19 protein-coding genes are annotated in these 22,638 nt (G+C 49.5%); 14 read left to right on the top strand and 5 right to left on the bottom strand.

Annotation, left to right across the window (positions count from 1 at the left end; translation table 11 throughout):
- The first annotated feature begins 4 nt into the window (after positions 1-4).
- The 12 genes from murD (at position 5) to ACN0T0_RS15200 (ending at position 15,955) form a co-directional block, all read left to right on the top strand.
- On the top strand, positions 5-1,357 hold the full coding sequence (gene murD / locus ACN0T0_RS15255; RefSeq protein ID WP_417227555.1) for a UDP-N-acetylmuramoyl-L-alanine--D-glutamate ligase: 1,353 nt from the start codon (positions 5-7) through the stop codon (positions 1,355-1,357).
- Positions 1,354-2,562 (top strand): putative lipid II flippase FtsW, encoded by a 1,209-nt coding sequence (ftsW, locus tag ACN0T0_RS15250; RefSeq protein ID WP_417227553.1) that lies wholly within the window; start codon positions 1,354-1,356, stop codon positions 2,560-2,562. Before murD ends, ftsW begins: the two co-directional genes overlap by 4 nt.
- Entirely contained in the window at positions 2,555-3,652 is a 1,098-nt protein-coding gene (gene murG / locus ACN0T0_RS15245; protein ID WP_417227551.1) for an undecaprenyldiphospho-muramoylpentapeptide beta-N-acetylglucosaminyltransferase, read from the top strand. Before ftsW ends, murG begins: the two co-directional genes overlap by 8 nt.
- A 17-nt stretch (positions 3,653-3,669) precedes the next feature.
- Positions 3,670-5,106, top strand: coding sequence for a UDP-N-acetylmuramate--L-alanine ligase (gene murC, locus ACN0T0_RS15240; RefSeq protein WP_417227649.1), 1,437 nt, complete (start codon positions 3,670-3,672; stop codon positions 5,104-5,106).
- Complete coding sequence (locus tag ACN0T0_RS15235; RefSeq protein WP_417227549.1) at positions 5,106-6,050, top strand: D-alanine--D-alanine ligase; 945 nt, start codon at positions 5,106-5,108, stop codon at positions 6,048-6,050. Before murC ends, ACN0T0_RS15235 begins: the two co-directional genes overlap by 1 nt.
- A 2-nt stretch (positions 6,051-6,052) precedes the next feature.
- A complete protein-coding gene (locus tag ACN0T0_RS15230; protein WP_417227547.1) occupies positions 6,053-7,021 on the top strand; it encodes a cell division protein FtsQ/DivIB in 969 nt (322 codons plus the stop codon).
- 10 nt (positions 7,022-7,031) lie between these two features.
- A complete protein-coding gene (ftsA, locus tag ACN0T0_RS15225) occupies positions 7,032-8,273 on the top strand; it encodes a cell division protein FtsA (protein ID WP_417227647.1) in 1,242 nt (413 codons plus the stop codon).
- Positions 8,274-8,448: 175 nt separating this feature from the next.
- Positions 8,449-9,645 carry a cell division protein FtsZ gene (gene ftsZ / locus ACN0T0_RS15220; RefSeq protein ID WP_417227645.1) on the top strand — a complete coding sequence of 399 codons (1,197 nt, stop codon included), beginning with the start codon at positions 8,449-8,451 and terminating at the stop codon, positions 9,643-9,645.
- Between the two features lie 118 nt (positions 9,646-9,763).
- Positions 9,764-10,678 (top strand): UDP-3-O-acyl-N-acetylglucosamine deacetylase, encoded by a 915-nt coding sequence (lpxC, locus tag ACN0T0_RS15215; protein WP_417227545.1) that lies wholly within the window; start codon positions 9,764-9,766, stop codon positions 10,676-10,678.
- Positions 10,679-10,868: 190 nt separating this feature from the next.
- A complete protein-coding gene (gene secA / locus ACN0T0_RS15210) occupies positions 10,869-13,610 on the top strand; it encodes a preprotein translocase subunit SecA (RefSeq protein WP_417227543.1) in 2,742 nt (913 codons plus the stop codon).
- A gap of 98 nt (positions 13,611-13,708) precedes the next feature.
- Complete coding sequence (gene argJ, locus ACN0T0_RS15205; protein WP_417227541.1) at positions 13,709-14,926, top strand: bifunctional glutamate N-acetyltransferase/amino-acid acetyltransferase ArgJ; 1,218 nt, start codon at positions 13,709-13,711, stop codon at positions 14,924-14,926.
- Positions 14,927-14,950: 24 nt separating this feature from the next.
- Entirely contained in the window at positions 14,951-15,955 is a 1,005-nt protein-coding gene (locus tag ACN0T0_RS15200) for a Nudix family hydrolase (protein ID WP_417227539.1), read from the top strand.
- A 324-nt stretch (positions 15,956-16,279) separates the two neighbouring features.
- On the opposite strand, the gene ACN0T0_RS15195 is transcribed toward ACN0T0_RS15200, so the two are convergent.
- From ACN0T0_RS15195 to pilB, 5 genes are all read right to left on the bottom strand, one after another.
- Positions 16,280-16,522 (bottom strand): DNA gyrase inhibitor YacG, encoded by a 243-nt coding sequence (locus ACN0T0_RS15195; protein WP_417227537.1) that lies wholly within the window; start codon positions 16,520-16,522, stop codon positions 16,280-16,282.
- The gene (gene coaE, locus ACN0T0_RS15190) at positions 16,512-17,132 is read right to left on the bottom strand and encodes a dephospho-CoA kinase (RefSeq protein ID WP_417227535.1); all 621 of its coding nucleotides are present in this window, start codon (positions 17,130-17,132) and stop codon (positions 16,512-16,514) included. The genes ACN0T0_RS15195 and coaE overlap by 11 nt, the downstream gene beginning before the upstream one ends.
- Positions 17,133-17,194: 62 nt before the next feature.
- Positions 17,195-18,202, bottom strand: a complete 1,008-nt coding sequence (locus tag ACN0T0_RS15185) for a prepilin peptidase (protein ID WP_417227533.1) — start codon at positions 18,200-18,202, stop codon at positions 17,195-17,197.
- Positions 18,203-18,297: 95 nt separating this feature from the next.
- Complete coding sequence (locus tag ACN0T0_RS15180) at positions 18,298-19,524, bottom strand: type II secretion system F family protein (RefSeq protein ID WP_417227531.1); 1,227 nt, start codon at positions 19,522-19,524, stop codon at positions 18,298-18,300.
- 47 nt (positions 19,525-19,571) lie between these two features.
- Complete coding sequence (gene pilB / locus ACN0T0_RS15175; RefSeq protein WP_417227529.1) at positions 19,572-21,290, bottom strand: type IV-A pilus assembly ATPase PilB; 1,719 nt, start codon at positions 21,288-21,290, stop codon at positions 19,572-19,574.
- A gap of 371 nt (positions 21,291-21,661) precedes the next feature.
- Between pilB and ACN0T0_RS15170 the strand changes: the two genes are divergently transcribed.
- Both ACN0T0_RS15170 and ACN0T0_RS15165 read left to right on the top strand, forming a co-directional pair.
- Complete coding sequence (locus ACN0T0_RS15170) at positions 21,662-22,093, top strand: pilin (protein WP_417227643.1); 432 nt, start codon at positions 21,662-21,664, stop codon at positions 22,091-22,093.
- A gap of 134 nt (positions 22,094-22,227) precedes the next feature.
- On the top strand, positions 22,228-22,587 hold the full coding sequence (locus ACN0T0_RS15165) for a hypothetical protein (protein WP_417227527.1): 360 nt from the start codon (positions 22,228-22,230) through the stop codon (positions 22,585-22,587).
- The last annotated feature ends 51 nt before the right edge of the window (positions 22,588-22,638 follow it).

Raw genomic sequence — 22,638 nt, 5'->3', positions numbered from 1 at the left:
GATTGTGAACCTGATAGCGACGGATCAACAGCGGATTATTATTGGCCTGGGACAGACCGGGCTTTCCTGTGCCCGCTATTTAGCGGCAAAAGGGTTGCCGTTTATGTTGTTGGATACCCGTGATGCGCCACCAAATCTTGCCGCGATTCGTTCAGAGTTCCCTCATGTTGAACTGCACTGTGGTGAGCTCGATGCCACGCTGCTATGCCGTGCCAGTGAAATGATACTCAGCCCTGGGGTGGCAAAAGATCAGCCAGCGATTCAGGCTGCGGTTGCCGCCGGAGTAAAGCTCAGCGGTGATATAGATCTGTTCTGTCAGGCGATCAGTGCTCCGATTGTTGCCATTACCGGCTCGAATGCGAAAAGCACCGTGACCACGCTGGTGGGACAGATGGCCTTAGATGCTGGGATTGATACCGGTATTGGCGGCAATCTAGGCACGCCCGTGTTGGATATGCTGAGTGATGGGGAACAGCAGCTATATGTTTTAGAGCTGTCTAGTTTTCAACTGGAAACGGTGAATGACCTGCGGGCTACCGCCGCCACTGTGCTTAATGTAAGTCCTGATCATTTGGATCGCTATGATCAAAGTCTGCAACTCTATTATCAGGCTAAGCATCGGGTGTTTAAAGGTGCGGCGAATGTGGTGATCAATCGAGATGATCCATTGACCTCACCACTGGTGAGTACCGGGGTTAAGATTAGTAGTTTTGGTTTAGGGCGGCCCGACCTTAATCAGTTTGGTTTGATCGAACAGCAAGGGCAAACCTTTTTGGCCCGAGGCTTAACGCCATTATTGGCGGTGAGTGAATTGAAAATTCAAGGGCAACATAATTTGGCGAATGCGCTTGCGGCGTTGGCTTTAGGTGAGGCGGTGAATATCCCGCTCGAGTCGATGTTGCACACCTTAAAGCAGTTCGCCGAGTTAAAGCATCGTTGTCAGTGGGTTGCCGAGAAAAATGGCATTAACTATTTCAATGATAGTAAGGGCACCAATGTTGGCGCTACCGTTGCAGCGATCAATGGTTTGTCAGCCACGTTAGGTGAAGGGCATAAAATTGTCTTGATAGCGGGTGGTGTTGGTAAAGGCGCTGATTTTAGAGATTTGGATAAGCCGTTAAAACAGGCCGGTCGGGCGTTGATATGTATCGGTAAAGATGGTGCGTTGATTGATCAAGCGGTCGGTTGCCTATCAGGTCAATATGCCGCAAGTATGACTGCCGCCGTGCAACAGGCGGCGGCATTGGCGCAGCCCGGTGACATTGTATTGCTGTCACCGGCCTGCGCCAGTTTCGATATGTTTAGTGGTTTTCCGGCGCGCGGTGATGCCTTTATTGAATCGGTGGAGGCGCTATGAGTGCAGCCGCATTAGATAGATCGGCGACCCCCGGTACTCACCGGGTGTTACCGTTTGATCCTTTGCTGGTTGCGGCGGCGCTGTGTTTGATCTTGATCGGTTTTGTGATGATTAGCTCGGCTTCCATTGAAGTGGCGGCGGTGCGTAACAGCAATCCATTTTTTTATATGATCCGGCACGGTGTGTTTATCCTGCTGGGGCTAACCGCAGTAATTGCCGTAATTCGTGTGCCGCTTCATGTATGGCAGCGTATGGGGCCAGGGTTGTTGTTGCTGGGTATTGTATTACTGATGTTGGTGTTGGTTGTGGGCCGGGAAATTAATGGTTCGGTACGTTGGATCCCGTTAGGACCTGTGAACCTACAGGCGTCAGAGGTGGCTAAGTTCACCATGGTGATCTACCTCGCGGGCTATCTTGTACGCCGACTGACGGAGGTGAGAAGTAGCTGGATAGGCATTGCGAAACCCGCATTGCCACTGGCTTTTTTTGTCTTTCTGATGATTCTAGAGCCGGATTTTGGCGCGGCTGTGGTGTTAATGGGCAGTGTGATGGGGATGATCTTTCTGGGTGGGATGAAGTTTAGCCAGTTCGCTCTGATCGTCGTCGGTTGTGCGGTGGTGATTCCTTCGTTGGCTATGCTGCAACCTTATCGGGTGGTGCGTTTAAAAACCTTTCTCGATCCTTGGGCTGACCCATTTGGTTCCGGCTATCAGTTGGCCCAAGCCCAGATCGCCTTTGGCCGTGGAGATTGGTTTGGCGCAGGCTTAGGTAATAGTGTGCAAAAGCTTTTTTACCTGCCTGAGGCACATACCGATTTTGTTTTTTCGGTCTTAGCCGAAGAGATGGGCTTGGTGTTTGCGCTGCTGGTGGTCGGGTTATATGGCCTGATGGCCCAGCGGATGTTTCGTATTGGTCGTCGGGCCGAAAAGCTACAGCAGTTTTTTATGGCCTACGTGGTTTATGGCTTCGCGATTATGCTGACAGGACAAGCGTTGATTAATATCGGTGTCAATGTGGGGGCGTTGCCAACCAAGGGGTTGACCCTACCGTTGGTTAGCTATGGCGGCAGTAGCTTAGTGGTGAGTTGTGTGATGTTGGCGATTGTCTTGCGGGTGGATTACGAACTGAAACGGTTACAGGTTGAAGCGGGTAAGGCGCCGGTAAGAAAAAAGAAATCATTGAAAACAGGCAGTGCAGATGAATAGCAGCCGCAAAGTATTGATTATGGCGGGTGGTACCGGTGGACATGTTTTTCCGGCGCTGGCCACTGCAGACTGCTTACGCCAGCAGGGTGTTGCCGTCGAGTGGCTAGGTACGGCTGCTGGGATTGAAGCCGATGTTGTGCCGGCGGCAGACATTAAATTGCACGGTATTAATGTGCAAGGGCTGCGCGGTAAGGGGAAGTTAAGCTTACTGCTGGCACCCTTGCGCTTGCTACAGGCGTTGTATCAAGCATTGGCTGTTTTGCGGCGGGTAAAACCTGATGTGGTACTCGGCATGGGCGGCTTTGCATCAGGCCCGGGTGGTTTGGCGGCCTGGCTGACGGGTGTGCCCGTGGTGGTGCACGAACAGAATGCCTGTGCTGGTATGACCAATAAGATCTTGGCGCGGTTAGCCAAGCGGGTGTTGGAAGCCTTTGGTGGGGCCTTTATGGGTAAGGTTAAAACCACGGTCGTCGGTAATCCGGTGCGTGGCGATATTCTTAACTTGCCGCAGCCCGAGAAGCGTTTTGATGGTCGCAAAGGGCCACTACGGCTATTGGTTGTTGGCGGTAGCTTGGGCGCTAAGGCCATCAATGAACTATTGCCGCAAGTGTTGAGTGCGCTGCCGCAAGGGATGGTTCCAGACGTTTTGCATCAAGTTGGTAAACGAAACCTAACAGAAACCGAAGCGCTATACCGCGAGGCTGGACTGGCTGATCGGGAATCGATCCGGGTTGTACCCTTTATTGAGCGGATGGATGAAGCTTATGGTTGGGCTGATCTCGTCCTGTGCCGGTCAGGTGCACTGACGGTGAGTGAATTAAGTATTGCCGGTGTGGCGTCTATCTTGGTGCCATTCCCGTTTGCGGTTGATGATCATCAGACGGGCAATGCCCGCTATCTGGCTGAGGCGGGCGCCGCACTATTGATTCAGCAGCATGAACTGAATCGAGACCGGCTGATAAATATTTTGACAGAGCAGTTGAATGACCGCGAGGTACTTTTAGATATGGCGCAAAAAGCCCGCCAGCTAGGACAGCCCGATGCGAGTCAAACGGTCGCGGATATCTGTCTGGAGGTAATGAACAAGTGACTGATAATACCACTGAAATGTATGAAGTACCGGAAATGCGCCGTATTCGCCGTATTCACTTTGTCGGTATCGGCGGTGTGGGTATGTGTGGTATCGCTGAGGTGCTGTTGAATCAGGGCTATCAGATTACCGGTTCTGATATTCGCGCTTCGGCGACCACTGAGCGACTTAAGAGTATGGGGGCTGAGATCTTTATCGGGCATCTCGCGGAAAATATTACTGCTGCTAATGTGGTCGTTATTTCTACGGCGGTCGGTAATGATAACCCAGAAGTTAGTGCTGCCCGTGAACGCCGTATTCCGGTGGTGCGTCGGGCTGAGATGCTGGCAGAGTTGATGCGTTACCGGCATGGCATCGCGGTTGCGGGAACCCACGGTAAGACGACTACGACCAGTTTACTGGCCTCGGTGATGGCCGAAGCGGGGTTTGATCCGACCTTTGTGATTGGTGGGCGACTCAACAGTGCCGGCACCAATGCCAAACTCGGTGGAAGCCGTTATTTGGTGGCCGAAGCGGATGAAAGTGATGCTTCTTTCCTACATCTGCAGCCGATGGTGGCGATTGTTACCAACATCGACGCGGATCATATGGATACTTACGGCGGTGATTTTGGCAAGTTGAAACAAACCTTTGTCGATTTTCTGCATAACCTACCGTTTTATGGTTTAGCTGTACTTTGTACCGATGACCCGGTGGTTAAGGAGATCATTCCCCAAGTAGGGCGGCCTATCGTCACCTACGGTGTCAATGAAGATGCCGATTACCGGGCAGAAGATATTGTTCAGCGCGGTATGCAAACCAGCTTTACGGTGAAACGGCCTGATGGCCGCGCCGATCTGCAGGTCACTGTGAATATGCCGGGCAGGCATAATGTTTTGAATGCGTTGGCGACCATTGCGGTGGCCAGTGATGAAGGGATTGATGACCAGGCTATCTGTACCGCATTGCAGAAATTTGAAGGGGTTGGGCGACGTTTTCAGGTGTTAGGTGATATTCCCGTTGCGGGTGGCTCGGTGATGCTGGTGGATGATTATGGTCATCACCCTCGTGAAGTTCAGGCGACTATCCGGGCGGTCAAAGAGGGCTGGCCAGACAAACGTTTGGTTATGATTAATCAGCCCCACCGTTATACCCGTACTCGAGATCTGTATGAGGATTTCGTGCAGGTGTTATCCGAAGCCGATGTGCTACTGCTGATGGAAGTCTATGCTGCCGGTGAGGAGCCTATTGCCGGTGCTGATAGCCGTAGTTTGTGTCGCAGTATTCGTCAGCGTGGCAGTGTCGATCCAGTGTTTGTTGAATCGGTTGATGCGGTGCCTCAAGTGCTGAAAAACGTATTGCAGCCAGGTGATCTACTGCTGACCCAAGGCGCGGGGAATATCACCGCCTTAGCACATCAGTTGTCGACATTGGACTTAACTCTAGATTTAACCGTCGTGGCGGAGGCTGATTGATGGGCACTTATAGGATTACGGCTGCGGAACGTGCTGAATTTGGTCGAGTGGCGGTGCTGTTCGGTGGCTCATCTGCTGAGCGAAGCGTGTCTCTCAAAAGCGGTGCCGAAGTCTTGCGTGGATTGCAGCAGGCCAATGTGGATGCGTTTGGGATCGATCTATGTGCTGATGGCGCAGACCCTCTTGCGCAGTTGCAGCAGGCGGTGTTTGATCGGGCGTTTCTGATTATGCATGGCCGTGGCGGTGAAGATGGCACTCTGCAAGGGGTGTTAGAAATTATGGCGAAACCCTATACCGGCAGCGGTGTTATGGCTTCCGCCCTAGGGATGGATAAGGTTAAGTGTAAACAGATTTGGAGTGCCGCAGGATTACCAACACCTGCCTATGTGGTACCTGATGAAGCGACTGATCTACAGCAGTTAGCTGAGCAACTGGGTTTTCCCATGATTGTAAAGCCTGCTCATGAAGGTTCAAGCATAGGTATGAGCAAGGTGACGAGCGCGGCTGAGTTAGCACAAGCGATCGAAGCGGCCCGACAGTTTGATCGGGCGGTGCTGGTGGAGAGTTGGATCAACGGCCCTGAGTTTACGATTGCGGTGTTAAATGGCCAAGCGCTGCCGGTTATCCGCTTGGAAACACCCCATGAATTTTACGATTTTGAGGCTAAATATCAGGCTAACGATACCCAGTATCATTTTGATAATGAACTGACCGAAGCGCAGGAAACTGAGTTAAAACGGTTGGCTGAGCAAGCCTTTGAAATGGTTGATTGCCGAGGTTGGGGGCGAGTGGATGTGATGTTGGATCAGCAGCGGGGGTTTCAGTTGCTGGAAGTGAATACCTTACCGGGTATGACTGATCATAGCTTAGTGCCGATGGCTGCACGGCAAGCGGGAATTAGTTTTGAAGAGTTGGTGGTGACGATCCTGCGAGGGAGCCTTTAACTGTGTTGAAGAAACTGTTTTCAACTGAAGAGCCACAGCCTGAAGCGCCTAAAAGAGGGGCGTCGGCAACGGTTTATAAGAAAACAGATGAACCAAAGCATAAAGTTGGCAAGGGTTGGTTTAGGCGCATAAAGCCGATTGCACGTTCAGCTAACAATGACACACAGGAAGTGCAGCCTAGCAGCCAAACGGCCGTTGATGCAGACCATGATGTCTTGCCTCGTTGGCAGGCTATCGATGGTGATTGGTGGATCAAGCCAGCCACTATTTTGACGGCACTCGCAGTGTTTTTTGCCCTAGGTAATTATGCCTTTGGGTCGTTGTATAGTTGGCTGGATCAGCCGGTTGAACGGGTGACTTTCGCCGGTAATACGCGCCACCTTGACCGACAGCAGATCGCCGCTAAGTCAGTCGCCTTGATGGATGGCGGTTTATTGAGTGCCGATATTCAGGCGGTTAAAGAGGGGATACAGGCGAATCCTTGGGTTTATCAGGTTGGGATAAGTCGGCGTTGGCCTGCATCGCTTTATTTAACGGTCACCGAAGAGGTGCCGATTGCCCGTTGGGGTGAAGATGGTTTGTTAAACCACGAAGGGGATATTTTTTGGCCCGATGATGTTGCTAAGTACAACGCATTGCCGCGTTTAAAGGGGCCTTCGAGTAACACTGGGATGATGATGTCGGAGTATTACGACTTAAATCAGATGTTGCGTAATACCGGTTTGCAATTGGTGGAGTTACAGCTGGAAGCGAGAGGGGCTTGGACTCTATTGCTGGATAACGGTATTCGCGTGATTGTCGGCCGAGATCAGGTTGTAGCAAGGTTAGAACGTTTTTTGAAAGTCTATCAGCAGCGTTTGCAAGCAGAAGCAGATGCTGGCCGGATAGAGCAGATTGATATTCGATACAACAACGGCATAGCCGTTAAGTGGCGCCCTTTGGCCGCCACAGATGAACAACAACAAGGTTGATACAGTGAATATGGCAATGAAGCCTGGAAATAATATGATTGTGGCGCTGGATATAGGGACCTCAAAAGTGGTCTGCCTTGTGGGTGAGGTTGGCCTAGATGGCACGATCGATATCGTTGGTATTGGCTCCCATGAGTCCCGTGGGCTAAAGCGCGGCGTGGTGGTGAATATCGAGTCCACTGTGCACTCCATACAGCGAGCGGTGGAAGAAGCCGAACTGATGGCTGGTTGTAAGATCCATTCGGTGACAGTGGGTATTGCCGGTAGCCATATTAATAGCATGAATTCTCACGGCATCGTCGCGGTGCGTGAGGGTGAAGTGATGGAGCACGATCTAGAGCGGGTGATTGATGCTGCTCGAGCGGTGGCCATTCCCGCTGATCAAAAGATTCTGCATATTTTACCGCAAGAGTATGTCATCGATAATCAGGAAGGTATTCGTGAGCCACTGGGTATGTCCGGTGTTCGATTGGAAGCTAAGGTGCATCTGGTGACCGGTGCGGTAAACGCGGTACAAAATATTGAAAAGTGTGTTCAGCGTTGCGGTTTAGCGGTGGATAACTCGGTGCTGGAACAATTAGCGTCCAGTTATTCAGTATTGACCGATGACGAAAAAGAGCTCGGCGTTTGCATGGTGGATATGGGGGGCGGCACGACCGACATTGCAATCTTTACCGGTGGTTCTATTCGCCATACGGCGGTGATTCCCATTGCCGGAGATCAGGTGACCAACGATATTGCTATGGCGTTACGCACACCGACACCCCACGCAGAAGAGATCAAAATTAAATATGCCTGCGCATTGGCCCAACTTGCCAGTGCCGATGACACCATTAAGGTGCCGAGTGTCGGCGACCGTCCTGCGCGGGATCTATCCCGGCAGGCGTTAGCTGAGGTGGTTGAGCCTCGCTATGACGAACTGTTCACCCTGATACAGGCTGAGCTGAGGCGCAGTGGGTTCGAAGATTTAGTCGCGGCAGGTATTGTCCTGACCGGTGGCACGGCGAAGATGGAAGGTGCAGTGGAGCTGGCGGAAGAAATTTTCCACATGCCGGTCCGTCTGGCGTTGCCAAAGGGGGTACGGGGAATGGGTGATATTTTGAATAGCCCTATCTACGCCACCGGCATTGGCTTGCTGCAATACGCTAAACAGGATATTCAGCATATGGCTGAAGCGGTACCGGTTGATGATGGCATTGAGCAACCCAATGTACTACAGCGCATGAAGACCTGGTTTCAGGGGAACTTCTGATGATTTTGTAAGCGAAATAAAGAACGGACGCAACATAATAAATTTAGAGCGGGGCGTGATACACAGTGTGTTATCCCCGGGTGATTGAAGTATTCACAGGATGTGACAGTCAGCAATGAAACAGAATGCAACACAAGCAGGTGCGGGTCGGGCACTGAACCTGGAGGGAAGGGATATGTTTGAATTAGTGAATAACATTGCACAGAGCGCCGTCATTAAAGTGATCGGTGTGGGTGGTGGCGGCGGCAACGCGGTCCAGCACATGGTCTCGTCAGAAGTTGATGGGGTTGAGTTTATCTGTGCCAACACCGATGCGCAGGCCTTGAATAATATGGCCTCGCGCAGTGTCCTGCAATTAGGTGGCGAGATCACCAAAGGGTTGGGCGCGGGGGCAAATCCGGATATTGGTCGTCAGGCCGCACTGGAAGATCGGGATCAGATCGTCGAGATGCTGAGCGGTGCCGATATGGTGTTTATCACTGCCGGTATGGGCGGTGGTACTGGCACCGGTGCGGCACCGATTGTGGCTGAAGTGGCTAAAGAGCTCGGTATTTTGACCGTTGCCGTGGTGACCAAGCCATTCCCGTTTGAAGGTAAGAAGCGCATGCTGATTGCCGATCAGGGGATCAAAGAGTTATCCGAGCATGTTGATTCATTGATTATCGTGCCTAACGAGAAGCTGCTTCAGGTGCTGGGTAAAAACTGCACTCTGATGAAGGCGTTCGATGAAGCGAACGATGTATTGAAAGGTGCGGTACAGGGTATTTCTGATCTGATTATCCGTCCGGGTATGATCAACGTCGACTTTGCTGATGTTCGTACTGTGATGTCTGAAATGGGTACCTCGATGATGGGGACTGGCATGGCGCGGGGTGAAAACCGGGCGATGGAAGCCGCACAGGCGGCGGTTCGCAGTCCATTGTTAGAAGATGTCGATCTGATGGGCGCTCGCGGTATCTTGGTTAATATCACAGCGGGTCTAGATTTAGGTCTCGGTGAGTTTAGTGATGTCGGTCAGGTAATTGAAGAGTTTGCTTCTGATAATGCCATTGTCGTGGTTGGAACCGTTATCGATCCAGAAATGACCGATGATATTAAAGTGACTGTTGTTGCCACCGGTTTACAAAAAGCGGCACCAGAGGACACTACCGTTAAAGTGGTCAGTAGCAACCGCAAGCCCGACGGTGCGCTGGATCTGGATCAACTGGAACTACCAGCGGTACACCGCCGTAAAGCGGATCATATCAGTGCTGAAAAAAATAGAGTCTCTCAGCGGGAACTTTCTGGCTCACAGCAGTCGAAGAGTAGCACGCAAGGGGAAACCGAGACCTATCTGGATATCCCGACATTTCTGCGGCGTCAGGCGGATTAAGGGTTTATACCCATGCGCTTGACATTGTCGGTGTTACGCTTAATCAGTTATTGCTGATATAGGCGTAATTTTGTTAGAATGGCGCGTTTATCGCCACAAAATAACCTTGGCAGGAAATATGATCGGACAACGTACTTTACGCAACAGCATTAAAGCAACTGGCGTGGGCCTCCACACCGGGCAGAAGGTGTATTTGACACTGAAGCCTGCACCCGTGGATACCGGTATTGTTTTCCGCCGTGTCGATCTTGATCCTGTGGTCGAGATTCATGCGCGGGCGAAGAATGTGGGTGATACCACATTGTCGACCAATCTGCAGAAAGGTGATGTTCGGGTTTCTACGGTAGAGCATCTGTTGTCAGCGATGGCAGGATTGGGTATCGATAATGCTTTTGTTGAGTTGAGTGCAGAAGAAGTGCCGATTATGGATGGCAGCGCAGCGCCGTTTGTCTTCCTAATTCAATCAGCCGGTATTCACGAGCAGGATGCACCGAAGCAGTTTATCCGCATTAAGAAAGAGATTCGTGTTGAATTGGATGATAAATCAGCAACCTTTAAGCCATTTGAAGGCTTTAAAGTTGGTTTTACCATCGAGTTTGACCACCCTGCCTTTGCCGAACGCAATATGGAAGCTACCCTTGATTTTTCCAGCACTTCATTTGTTAAAGAGGTTAGCCGGGCACGTACCTTTGGTTTTATGCGGGATATTGAATACCTGCGAGCGCAAAACCTAGCCCTTGGCGGAAGCATGGATAATGCCATTGTCGTGGATGATTACCGCATTCTGAATGAAGATGGGCTGCGTTACGATGATGAGTTTGTTAAACACAAGGTGTTGGATGCTGTCGGCGACCTTTATCTATTAGGTAAAAGCCTGATTGGTGAATTCCACGGTTTTAAATCCGGCCATTATTTAAATAACCTCCTACTGCGTAAGCTTCTGGAAACAGAAGATGCTTGGGAGATTGTTACCTTTGAAGGGCGTGAGCAATCAGTGCCTATTTCATACTTACAACCAGCAGCTGTAAGCTAAGCGGTTGTAACGCCATAAAAGCCGAACTATTTAGTTCGGCTTTTTACGCTTTTTGCCAGTCATTTATCCCCACAGAAAAAATATCCCTATTGAGATTCAATTTGATGCCCCAATAGATGTAGAATGTTGCGTTAATTTTATACTTTAACCGGCTCAAGCCCGCCGCTGCTAATAGGTAAATAATCAGATTATGTTCACTTCGATGTTAAAGAAGGTTTTTGGTAGTAAGAACGACCGTGTGCTCAAACAGATGGGTAAGGTTGTTAAGCAGATCAATAGCTATGAAAGCGAAGTTGAACCTCTCTCCGATGATGATCTGAAAGCCAAGACGGTTGAGTTTAAGGCGCGCCTTGAACAGGGTGAATCCCTCGATGCGCTGTTGCCTGAAGCGTTTGCCGTGGTACGGGAAGCATCACGCCGGGTCATGGGGATGCGTCACTTCGATGTGCAGATGATCGGTGGTATCACCCTGCATGAGGGCAAAGTTGCAGAGATGCGCACCGGTGAGGGTAAAACACTGGTGGCGACACTGCCTGTCTATCTCAATGCATTAGCGGGCCGCGGTGTTCATGTTGTCACCGTGAACGATTATCTGGCCAGCCGAGATGCAGAGTGGATGCGCCCACTGTATGAATTTCTCGGTATGAGCGTGGGCGTGGTTTTATCTGGTCAGGATCCGCAAACTAAACGCGACGCTTATCATTGCGATATTACTTACGGTACAAACAACGAATTTGGCTTCGACTATCTGCGCGATAACATGGCCTTTAGTGTTGAAGACAAAGTACAGCGTGATTTTTTCTTCTCAGTTGTGGATGAGGTTGATTCCATCTTGATCGATGAGGCGCGTACGCCATTGATTATTTCTGGCGCCGCGGAAGATAGCTCTGAAATGTACCGCAAAATGAACACCTTGATTCCGGTACTGGAAAAGTTTGATGGTGAGATCGATCCTAAAGAAGAGATCGAGATCGATGGTGATTTTGCCGTTGATGAGAAAAACCGCTCGGTTGAGTTAACGGAGCGCGGTCATCAACGTATTGAAGAGATGCTCTCAAAAGAGGGGATTCTTGCCGAAGGCGAAAGCCTCTATGCGCCACAAAACTTGGGTATGTTACATCATGTCTTAGCGGCACTGCGGGCGCATAACCTGTTTCAGCGGGATGTTGACTACATCGTGCAGAATGGTGAAGTGGTTATCGTTGATGAGCACACCGGCCGTATTATGCCGGGTCGCCGTTGGTCTGAAGGCTTGCATCAGGCGGTTGAAGCAAAAGAAGGCGTGCATATTAATCAAGAAAGTCAGACGTTGGCTTCAACCACTTTCCAGAACTATTTCCGTTTGTATGAAAAACTGTCAGGTATGACCGGTACTGCGGATACTGAAGCATTCGAATTGAATCAGATCTATGGTTTGGATGTTGTGGTTATCCCGACCAATGTGCCCGTTGCGCGGATCGACTATAACGATTTGGTCTTCCTCACGATTGAAGAGAAATACGAAGCGATTCTAAAAGAGATCGAGCACTGCGTTGAAGAGAAACGTCCGGTGCTGGTGGGTACTGCCTCGGTTGAATCTTCTGAAATGATCTCTAACTTCTTGAAGAAGAAAAACTTTCCTCACAATGTTTTGAACGCCAAGAACCACGGTAAGGAAGCGACGATTATCGCCGATGCTGGCCGTGCCGGTGCGGTGACAATTGCCACCAACATGGCGGGTCGTGGTACTGATATCGTCTTGGGTGGTAAGTTTGAATCGGTATTGGAAGGTTTAGATAACCCGACTGAAGAGCAGGTCGCGGCAGCTAAGGCTGAATGGCAAGAGCGTCATGATGCAGTATTGAAGGCGGGCGGCCTGCATATTATCGGTACTGAGCGTCATGAATCACGCCGTATCGATAACCAGCTTCGAGGTCGTGCCGGTCGTCAGGGTGATAACGGCTCGTCACGTTTCTTCCTGTCATTGGAAGATGATCTGATGCGTATCTTTGCCTCCGATCGTGTGCGTCAGTTTATGAAAGCGCTGGGAATGGAAAAGGGCGAAGCGATCGAGCATAAGATGGTCTCTAACGCGATTGAAAAAGCACAGCGTAAAGTTGAAGGCCGTAACTACGATATTCGTAAACAACTGCTGGAATATGATGATGTGGCGAACGATCAACGCCGGGCGGTCTATGATCAACGTAATGAACTGATGGCCACCAATGATATTTCTGAAACTATTGAGGCGGTGCGCGCTGAAGTGGTTGAAAATGCGATCAATGATTATATCAAGCCGCAGAGCTTGGAAGAGCAATGGGATGTTGCTGGGCTAGAGAAGCATATTGAGTCTGAATTTGGCATAGAGATGCCGATTCAGGAGTGGCTGGATAAAGATGACACCCTGCATGAAGATACACTGCGCGAGCGGATTCTGCGTGATATCGTCGAAGATTATCAGGCTAAAGCGGCGTTTGTTGGGGTAGAAAATATGCGCCTGTTCGAGAAACAGGTGATGTTGCAGGTGCTAGATACACTGTGGAAAGAGCATCTACAGTCGATGGATATGCTGCGCCAAGGGATTCATCTGCGCGGTTATGCACAGAAAAACCCAAAACAGGAATATAAACGCGAATCGTTTATCTTGTTTGAACATCTGTTGGAAAATATTAAGACCGATGTGATCAAAATCTTGAGTCATGTACAGGTACGCCAACCAGAAGAGCTGGACGAGTTAGAACGTCAGCGTCGTGAGCAGGCTGAACAGCAGCAGATGAATTTCCAGCATGCTGAGTCATCAGCGATGGCTACCGATGAGTCTGAGACTGAAGCACCAGAAGCGGTGGCTGAAGTTGAAACCTTTGTACGCGATGGTAAAAAAGTCGGGCGTAATGATCCCTGTCCTTGTGGTTCAGGTAAGAAGTTTAAACAGTGTCACGGTAAGCTGAGCTGATCGCTTAAGGGGTAATACTTACCCCGATCCGGTGATTGATTAATTGATAGAAAGCAGCCAAGCTGCTTTCTTTTTTTTCAAGGTTTAAGGAGTTGGTAATGGCAGTAGGTCCTGGCACGCTTCCAACGCTGCACCCGGTTGCAGGGTTTCGTATAGGTACAACATCCGCAGGCGTTAAAAAGCCAGGCCGAAAAGATCTGGTATTGATGGAGGTTGCCGCTGGCGCATCGACGGCGGGTGTTTTTACTCTTAATCAGTTCTGTGCTGCGCCGGTGAGAATTTGTAAACAGCATCTGCAACAGGGAATGCCTAGCTATCTGGTGACCAATACCGGCAATGCCAATGCTGGTACCGGTAAAGAAGGCTATCAGGACGCGCTGGATGTGTGTCAGGCCGTGGCTGAAACGGCGGGTGTAACGTCTGCTCAGGTATTGCCATTCTCAACCGGCGTGATCGGCGAAAAGCTACAGAAAGAACGCATCATTAGTGCGATCCCCGCCGCTTTTGACGCTCTGTCGGATAACGGCTGGCTAGAGGCTGCCAGTGGCATTATGACCACCGATACTCGCCCTAAAGCCTATTCGATGCAGATTGAACATCAAGGGCAGTTGATTACCCTAACCGGCATCTCCAAAGGTGCCGGTATGATCAAACCGAATATGGCGACCATGTTGGCCTATATTGCTACCGATGCGAAGGTTGAACCGGCACTGCTGCAAACTCTATTGAGTCGTGCGGCGGATCGTTCGTTTAACCGTATTACCATCGATGGCGATACGTCTACCAATGATTCCTGCATGTTGATAGCGACTGGTGCCAGTGGTATCGACGTTAGCGAAGCAACAGCCGAGTTGTTGGCTTTGTTTGATGCGGCGGTCAACAAGGTGTTGCTCGAACTAGCACAGGCTATTGTGCGTGACGGCGAAGGGGCGACCAAGTTTGTGACCATCAGTGTTGAGCAGGCGGCTAGTTCTGAGGAAGCGTTAAAAACGGCTTATGCAGTGGCACATTCTCCGTTGGTGAAAACCGCCTTGTTTGCCAGTGACCCTAACTGGGGGCGGATCCTAGCGGCGGTGGGCTATGCTGGGGTTGATAATCTCGATGTTGATGCACTGCAAATCTGGCTAGGTGAAGCTTGTATCGTTGAAAACGGTGGTCGTGCGGCCAGTTATACCGAAGCGGCTGGACAGGCAGTGATGAGTCGGGAAGAGATTACTATTCGTATTCTGCTTAATCGAGGTGATCAACAAGAAACGGTTTGGACCACTGATTTGAGCAAAGACTATGTTGCTATCAATGCGGACTACCGTTCTTAATCAATCGTTGAGTAGGAACGCGTTTTGTCTAAATTGATTCATGTGGCGGCGGCAGCGATCTTTAATGAGTCTGGCGAATTGCTTCTGGCACTGCGTAATAGCAAGCAGCATCAGGGCGGTTTATGGGAGTTTCCCGGGGGCAAGGTGGAGCCGGGCGAATCTGCCCACGACGCACTGACCCGTGAGCTGCATGAAGAGTTAGGTATTACCATCGATCTGGCGGCCTCTCGGCCGTTGATACAGGTGCCTTATCATTATCCGGATAAATCAGTATTGCTGGATGTGTTTCGGGTCAATCGGTTTAGCGGTGATGCTTATGGCCGAGAAGGTCAGCCGCTAAAATGGATCCGTTTGTCTGAGTTACCGAACTATCAGTTTCCGGCGGCGAATAAACCGATTGTGAATGCGCTGTTATTGCCGAATGCGATTGCGATTACGCCGGAATATTCGACAGAGGCTTTGTTAGAAGACGGTCAGATGAGCGAGTCGTGCTTAACTGAGCTAGCCGATCAGTATGGCAGATTCGTGGCTCAAGCGATGCTTAATGGCGCTGACGCGATTATGTTGCGGGCAAAGCATCTTGATAACTCTGTGCAGTTAGCGCTTTATACGCAGCTTGCTGAGCGTTTTAAAAGCCGGCCGATCATCTGGAATACCTCGATCGAAGCGGCTAATGAGGCCAAAGTACCCGTTATTCATTTAAGTTCTGACCGTTTACAGCAGTTGGATCGTCAAGGGCTTAATGGTCGCGACCTATTTTCAGGCCGTTGGTTGGGAGCATCCTGTCATAGCTTAGAACAGATTCAGCAGGCTGAGCGGGTCGGAGTGGATTACATTACCCTATCGCCAGTACAACAGACGCCGAGTCATCCCGATACTGCACCGCTAGGTTGGGATGAATTTACCCGGCTGGTGAGTCAAACAAGGTTGCCGGTCTATGCGCTGGGTGGGGTATCACTCGATAATATTGACACAGCGATCCATGTTGGTGGTCAAGGAATCGCAGCGATTAGCGGGTTTCGCTGTTGATGCGCAGGTAATCGATCGCTGCCAGAGGCAACTCCTACATCAAAACAGCAACCGCTCTTGTAGGGGCCCCGTCTCGGGGCGATAAACCTCAACAAGCAACATCGCCGCCAGAGGCAGCTCCTACATCAAAACAGCAACCGCTCTTGTAGGAGCCCCGTCTCGGGGCGATAAACCTCAACAAGCAATATCGCCGCCAGAGATATCTCCTACATCAAAACAGCAGCCGCTCTGTAGGAGCCCCTTCTAGGGGCGATAAAGCTAGATCAACATAATCGCGTCGAGCCTTCATATCACAATGAAAAGCTGCCATAGATATCCTGTGAATTAGTGCAGCGGTCGGTCTAGGTAATCAGTGCCTTCGGCATCTTCAAAGCTGCTGCTGTAATCGTCGACACTGGGTTCGGCGGCAATCTGGTATTCTTCGGCCGCCCATGCTCCCAGATCGATCATTTTACAACGTTCACTGCAGAATGGCCGAAACGGATTATCGCTACTCCATTCCTGCTCTTTCTTACAACAAGGGCAGGCGACTAGCGGTTTGTTACCGTGAGTGGGGTTATTTGCCAAGGTCGGACTCCTGTTCCTGTCGTGCTTGCGCCAGAAACTTTAAATGTAGTTGTTCAATCTGTGGTTTCAGATCCGCGAAAGAGCCGCTGTTATCGATCAGGTCATCGGCTTTAGTGATGCGTTCATCATGAGGCATCTGTGCGGCGATAATCGCTTTTACCTGTGCAATATCTGTATTATCGCGTGCTACGGTACGGCTAATCTGAGTCGCTTCATCCACATCGACCACCACAATATGGTTTACCAGCAGATGCTGATCGGTTTCTAATAAAAGTGGTGATGCCAAGATAGCATAGTCTGAATCACACCGATCCAGCTTTAATAGAATGCGATCTCGAATGAGAGGGTGTAGTAGCTGTTCCAACCAGTCCCGTTGGCGGGGATCGGAAAAGACAATCTTTCGCAGGGCTTTGCGGTCCAGCCCGCCGTTCGCTAAGCGTATCTCAGGGCCGAAGCGTCGGGTAATTTTTTCTAGCGCGGGCTCGCAGGGTTCGACGACTTCACGGGCGACTTGGTCCGCATCAATCACGGTCACGGCTAACTGCTCAAATAGGTGGGAGACTGCAGATTTTCCACTGCTAATACCACCGGTAAGACCCACTACAAACATATTAGTCTCTCTGAATTCAGCGTTGTATGTACTTGCTCTGATCGGCTTTATCGGCTCAACGACTATAAGCTTAGCAGCTGTAGATACCAATCGGTAAGATTATCGCCCCATAATAGCGCAACCCAACCCGCACCTGCTAGATAGGGGCCGAACGGCATCGGTGTTTGCGATCCGTGACGCCGGAAAAGTATCATTAAACCGCCGGTTAGTGCGCCAATCAGCGATGAAACGAGAATTATCAGCGGTAGCATATCCGCTCCGGCCCAAGCGCCAAGTGCTGCGAGTAACTTAAAATCACCGTAACCCATCCCTTCTTTACCAGTCACTAGCTTAAATAACCAGTAGACTGACCAGAGCGAGAGATAGCCGAGAACTGCGCCCCAGAGTGCCGAGGGCAGGCTGGTGAAATAGCCAAAGCTATTAACGATCAGGCCGATCCAAAGTAGCGGTAGGGTGATTTTATCCGGTAATAGTTGATGATCTAGGTCGATCGCGGTCAGCGTGATTAGGCACCAACTAAAGACAATAATCGCCAGCGCCACGGTATTAAAACCAAATTGATAGACGATAAAGGCGGACATTATGGCGGTAATCAGCTCAATGAGAGGATAGCGTATTGAAATGGGGGTTTTACAACCGCTACAACGGCCTCTGAGGATCAGAAAATAGCTGATGAGAGGGATGTTTTCATACCAACGAATTAGGTGATTACAGTTAGGGCAGGTTGATGCCGGTTGGGCAAGGTTAAAGACCTTGTTGGTCTCTTCTCTCTCTGTGGCTTCCGGTATGGGTTGTGTTGCTAATACTGAGGGTTCTACCAGTGCTGAGTCGGCCTGATCTGTATTAGAAAAAACCGTCTCATCGAGTTGAGCATCTGCTGTTGTTGTTTCCAATGTCGAGTCTGTTGATGTCGATGCAAGAGCCTCTTCTGCCATCTCCAGCCATTCCCGCTCCATCATCAACGGCAGACGATAGATAACCACATTCATAAAACTGCCGATCAGCAATGAAAAAATAAAGGTTAAAGAGATCGCCAGCCAAGGTTGCGCTGCAATTATGTCGAACATCATGCTAATTCGGCCTACTGTCGTACTGATTGCTCAAAATTAAAATCTTTAACCTGAAACGTTTTTATTAAAGCGAAAACTGTAATCCTGGAAGTTTTTCAGACAACATTACCGAGCTGGAAGATTGGTAGATACATGGCGATAACCAAACCACCCACCAGAATACCGAGAATCGACATAATTAGCGGCTCTATCAGGGTAGATAGGTTATCCACAGCGTTATCGACCTCCTCTTCATAATAACTGGCAACTTTATCAAGCATCATCTCCAGAGAGCCTGCTTCTTCACCGATGGCGATCATCTGAGTGGCCATCGGCGGGAATAACCCGGTCATATTGACGGCGTTTTGCAGGGATTGGCCGGTCGAGACGCCATTTTTGATTTGGTGAATGGCCTTTTCATAGACAACATTACCGGATGCACCCGCGGCAGAATCCAATGCATCTACCAAGGGTACCCCGGCAGCAAAGGTGGTAGCTAAGGTTCGGGCAAAGCGGGCAATGGATGAATTGTGTAGAATTTGCCCGATGATGGGGGTTTTAAGCATGGTACGATCGAGCCACTCGCGGAAGCCTCTCGATTTTTCATGGGCCTTAGTAAAGGCGAAGCCGGCTAATACAATGACGATAATGGCAACAAACCACCAGTCTTGGGCAACTTTTGACAGGCCGACAACAAATTGAGTAAAGGCAGGTAAATCGGCACCAAAGCTGGAAAATACGCTTTCAAATTGCGGTACTACTTTGATCAACAGAATCGCTGACACGACTAAACCGACCACGATAACGGCAATAGGGTAGGTCAGGGCTTTTTTGATTTTCTTTTTGAGGGTTTCGATCTTTTCTTTATAGCTGGCTATACGATCGAGCATGGTTTCCAGTGAGCCGGAGCTTTCACCCGCATGGACAAGGTTGCAGTATAGATCATCAAAATATTTGGGGTGTCGTTCTAAAGCCTTCGCAAAGCTGGTGCCGCCGCTGACATCGGATTTTAGATCGTAGATAATCTTTTTCATTTTGGCTTTTTCGATACCGTTGGCGACGATTTCGAAACCCTGGAGTAGGGGAACACCGGATTTCAGCATGGTGGCGGTCTGTCGAGTGAACAGGGCGATATCCATGGGTTTTATCGGTTTGTTATGGTTGCTAAACATGCTGTGCGTCTGTTTACGCACTTTTTTCGGCATGATGCCTTGCTTGCGCAGCATCGCTTTAGCTTCAGTTACACTCTCGGCATTGATGGCCCCCTTACTTGGGTTGCCACTTTTGTCCTTGCCTTCCCAGTTAAAAGTCAGAGGGGTTTTATCTGCTGCTTTCTTCGCCATCTGAATAACTTCCGTTTACAGGTTGAAATATTTTAAGGTTAGCATTATCAGAGCTTAATCACCCGGTTCATCTCTTCGAGGCTGGTAATGCCTTGAATGACTTTGCGTAGACCTGATTTGCGCAACGATCTAAAGCCCTGTTTGTTTGCTTGGGCGAGTATATCCAATGATGAACCATTATCCATGATGACCTGAGCAATTTCAGGCGTCATCTTCATTGTTTCATAGACACCCACGCGGCCCTTATAGCCCTTATTACATTTGTTACAGCCTTCGGGGTTGTGCTCAAATAGGTTTAGGCCTTCATCGATCTGTGCTTGGGTGAAGCCTTCCTCTAACAGTGTCGCTTCAGGGATAGTGGTCGGTTTTTTACAGCCACTGCATAGGCGTCTACCGAGGCGCTGGGCAATAATGAGCGATACCGAGGTGGCAATGTTGAAGGCGGGTACCCCCATATTACGTAATCGGGTTAATGTCTCAGCGGCACTGTTGGTGTGCAATGTAGATAACACCATATGACCGGTTTGAGCGGCTTTAATAGCGATCTCTGCGGTTTCAATATCCCGTATTTCCCCCACCATAACCACATCCGGGTCTTGACGTAGGAAGGAGCGCAGTGCTTCGGCAAAGGTTAGACCTACTTTGTTATTCACATGGACCTGGTTGATCCCTTCGAGGTTGATCTCCACTGGGTCTTCAGCGGTTGAGATATTGCGTTCAACGGTGTTGAGGATATTCAGGCCGGTGTAGAGCGAAACGGTTTTACCACTACCGGTAGGGCCGGTTACCAAAATCATCCCCTGGGGCTTCTGTAGAGTCTCCATATAGAGATCTTTCTGATCATCATCATACCCCAGTGCTTCAATCCCCATCTGGGCACTCGTCGGATCGAGAATACGCAGCACGACCTTTTCACCCCAGAGCGTCGGCAGGGTGTTAACCCGGAAATCGATCGCCCGGTTTTTAGATATTTTCATCTTAATCCGACCATCCTGCGGCATGCGTCGTTCAGAGATATCCATCTGAGACATGACTTTAAGACGGGCGCAGAGCCGGGGGGCTAAGTTTGATGGTGGTTTAGCGACCTCTTGTAAAATGCCGTCGATCCGGCAGCGGATTCGATAAGTTTTTTCATAGGGTTCAAAGTGAATATCTGACGCGCCGTTTTTAATGGCATCAAGCAAAATCTTATTAACGAAACGCACGATAGGCGCATCGTTGGCCGCCTCTTCATTGTTGTCCTCTTGAGGCTCTTGTAACCCTTCATCAATCTCTAGGTTGTCGAGATCGGCATCTTCCAAACCATCGAGAGCCGAGTTTTGTTCATCCAAGAAGGTGTCGATAAGGTGGGATAGTTTATCCTCTTCAACGATAACCCCTTCGGTGGTGGTACCGGTGTGAAATTTAAACTCATCTAACGCCTGGATGTTGGTAGGGTCAGAGATGGCCACATAGAGGCGATTTTCCCGCTTAATTAATGGTAGTGCGTGATGCTTGGTAATGAGGTTCTCATCGACCAACCCTTGCGGCAGCGATTCGATATCAATCACATCGAGATCAAACAGCGGCATGCCGAACTCATCAGCAGCGGCTGCTGCTGCCCGATAAGCACTGACGAGACGGTTTTCGATAATATGGGCAATAAAGGGTTTATTGTCTTTACGGGCGGTTTTAAGTGCATCCATTGCCACATCGGATGAAAACACACCGTCGTTGACCAATCGTCTAGCCAAGCCGCTGAGGGGCTGAAAAGGTTGTACACTCATCGTTTCAGAGAATCCATTTTTTATCTGTTGCTCTCGGTTAAAATGGTCTTATTTAGCCTATTAATAGCGGCATGGAAAAGATCACCTGACGTACTGGCTTGATTTGCGACTTTAGTAGCAAGTTAAATGCCGCGCTAACCGCTTAACTGTCTTGTATTATTATCTATATGTAAAGTAACATCTATTAGTCGGTTTGAGAATCAACAGACGCTTGCTTTAAGTCACTGGACTGCCATAAAAAATAGGTTACTATTCATATCAGGCTCGTAAGGAGCAGGGATGAGGGGCCATATGGCAAGGGAAGGAGTCGTTCGGAGCAGGGACGATGAAGAATACTTTACTCGCTGGAGAGATAACTTATGAAAAAAACGATGAATAAACAACAGGGTTTTACCCTGATCGAATTGATGATCGTGGTTGCGATTATCGGTATTTTGGCAGCGATTGCGTTGCCGGCGTATCAGACTTATGCCAACCGTGCGAAGTTTGCTGAAGTTGTGAATGCGACCCAAGGTATCAAGTCTGCGATTGATGTTTGTTACCAGACAGGTAGTGCTATTGATAAGTGTGATGCAGCGGATAACAAAACTGTCAGCAAAGCTATTGACGGGGCTAGTGTCGGTAAATTCGTAAATAATGTTGCAGTCGCTGCCACTTCTTCTCAAGTTTCAATAACTGCAACTTCTCAAGATATTCAAGGTACTCTTGATTATGTTCTTGTAGGTAACGATACTACGAGTAAAGGGGCGCTCTTTTGGGCTTCAAGCGGCGGAACTTGTATCGATGCTGGCTTGTGTGACTAACTTCTCATGCTAGTGAAAAAGCGCAAATTAATTTGCGCTTTTTTTATGTCTGAAATTAGCCTAAGGGTGACTAGTTTATTCGTTAAGTTTTTGATTTACTGTTACTTTGTCATCAACTAATTCTTTGGTTATCAATGAATAAAAAAACAATGCTCATTTTATTGGTTGCGATTACCGCAGCAGTGACTTACTTCCTTTATGATGAACCCTTATCGCTGGCTAAGCGGGCCGCGGTCGAGGCGGACTTAGCGGCCCAACCGGATAAGTACCCCGCTACGCCTGTTTGGTGGTCGGATGGTGGTATTTTGGCGATCGGTATGCTGCCCCGTGAGAATGGTGAAAAGCGTAATGATAGTGCCACCGAGATCTGTCAGATTCTGTGGAATAATAACGTCAATAAAACTGTGGTTGAGGTTTATGACATTCTTCAAATTCAGAAAAGTGATGAGTGGGAACTGATCGGCGCAGCGGATTGCCGTCGTAAAGCGCCATGAGGTGTTAGATTCATAATTTGCTAAAAATCTATCTTTTGTCGCAAATCAAGC

Source organism: Amphritea sp. (assembly GCF_048266285.1).
Taxonomy (GTDB): domain Bacteria; phylum Pseudomonadota; class Gammaproteobacteria; order Pseudomonadales; family Balneatricaceae; genus Amphritea.
This window is presented reverse-complemented; position numbering and strand designations above follow the sequence as displayed.

Excerpts from the sequence above, each read along its gene's own strand:
- ftsW (WP_417227553.1), top strand. The coding sequence starts at position 1,354 with ATGAGTGCAGCCGCATTAGATAGATCGGCGACCCCCGGTACTCACCGG.
- murG (WP_417227551.1), top strand. The coding sequence starts at position 2,555 with ATGAATAGCAGCCGCAAAGTATTGATTATGGCGGGTGGTACCGGTGGA.
- murC (WP_417227649.1), top strand. The coding sequence starts at position 3,670 with ATGTATGAAGTACCGGAAATGCGCCGTATTCGCCGTATTCACTTTGTC.
- ACN0T0_RS15235 (WP_417227549.1), top strand. The coding sequence starts at position 5,106 with ATGGGCACTTATAGGATTACGGCTGCGGAACGTGCTGAATTTGGTCGA.
- ftsA (WP_417227647.1), top strand. The coding sequence starts at position 7,032 with ATGGCAATGAAGCCTGGAAATAATATGATTGTGGCGCTGGATATAGGG.
- ftsZ (WP_417227645.1), top strand. The coding sequence starts at position 8,449 with ATGTTTGAATTAGTGAATAACATTGCACAGAGCGCCGTCATTAAAGTG.
- lpxC (WP_417227545.1), top strand. The coding sequence starts at position 9,764 with ATGATCGGACAACGTACTTTACGCAACAGCATTAAAGCAACTGGCGTG.
- secA (WP_417227543.1), top strand. The coding sequence starts at position 10,869 with ATGTTCACTTCGATGTTAAAGAAGGTTTTTGGTAGTAAGAACGACCGT.
- argJ (WP_417227541.1), top strand. The coding sequence starts at position 13,709 with ATGGCAGTAGGTCCTGGCACGCTTCCAACGCTGCACCCGGTTGCAGGG.
- coaE (WP_417227535.1), bottom strand. The coding sequence starts at position 17,132 with ATGTTTGTAGTGGGTCTTACCGGTGGTATTAGCAGTGGAAAATCTGCA.
- ACN0T0_RS15185 (WP_417227533.1), bottom strand. The coding sequence starts at position 18,202 with ATGATGTTCGACATAATTGCAGCGCAACCTTGGCTGGCGATCTCTTTA.
- ACN0T0_RS15180 (WP_417227531.1), bottom strand. The coding sequence starts at position 19,524 with ATGGCGAAGAAAGCAGCAGATAAAACCCCTCTGACTTTTAACTGGGAA.
- pilB (WP_417227529.1), bottom strand. The coding sequence starts at position 21,290 with ATGAGTGTACAACCTTTTCAGCCCCTCAGCGGCTTGGCTAGACGATTG.
- ACN0T0_RS15170 (WP_417227643.1), top strand. The coding sequence starts at position 21,662 with ATGAATAAACAACAGGGTTTTACCCTGATCGAATTGATGATCGTGGTT.
- ACN0T0_RS15165 (WP_417227527.1), top strand. The coding sequence starts at position 22,228 with ATGAATAAAAAAACAATGCTCATTTTATTGGTTGCGATTACCGCAGCA.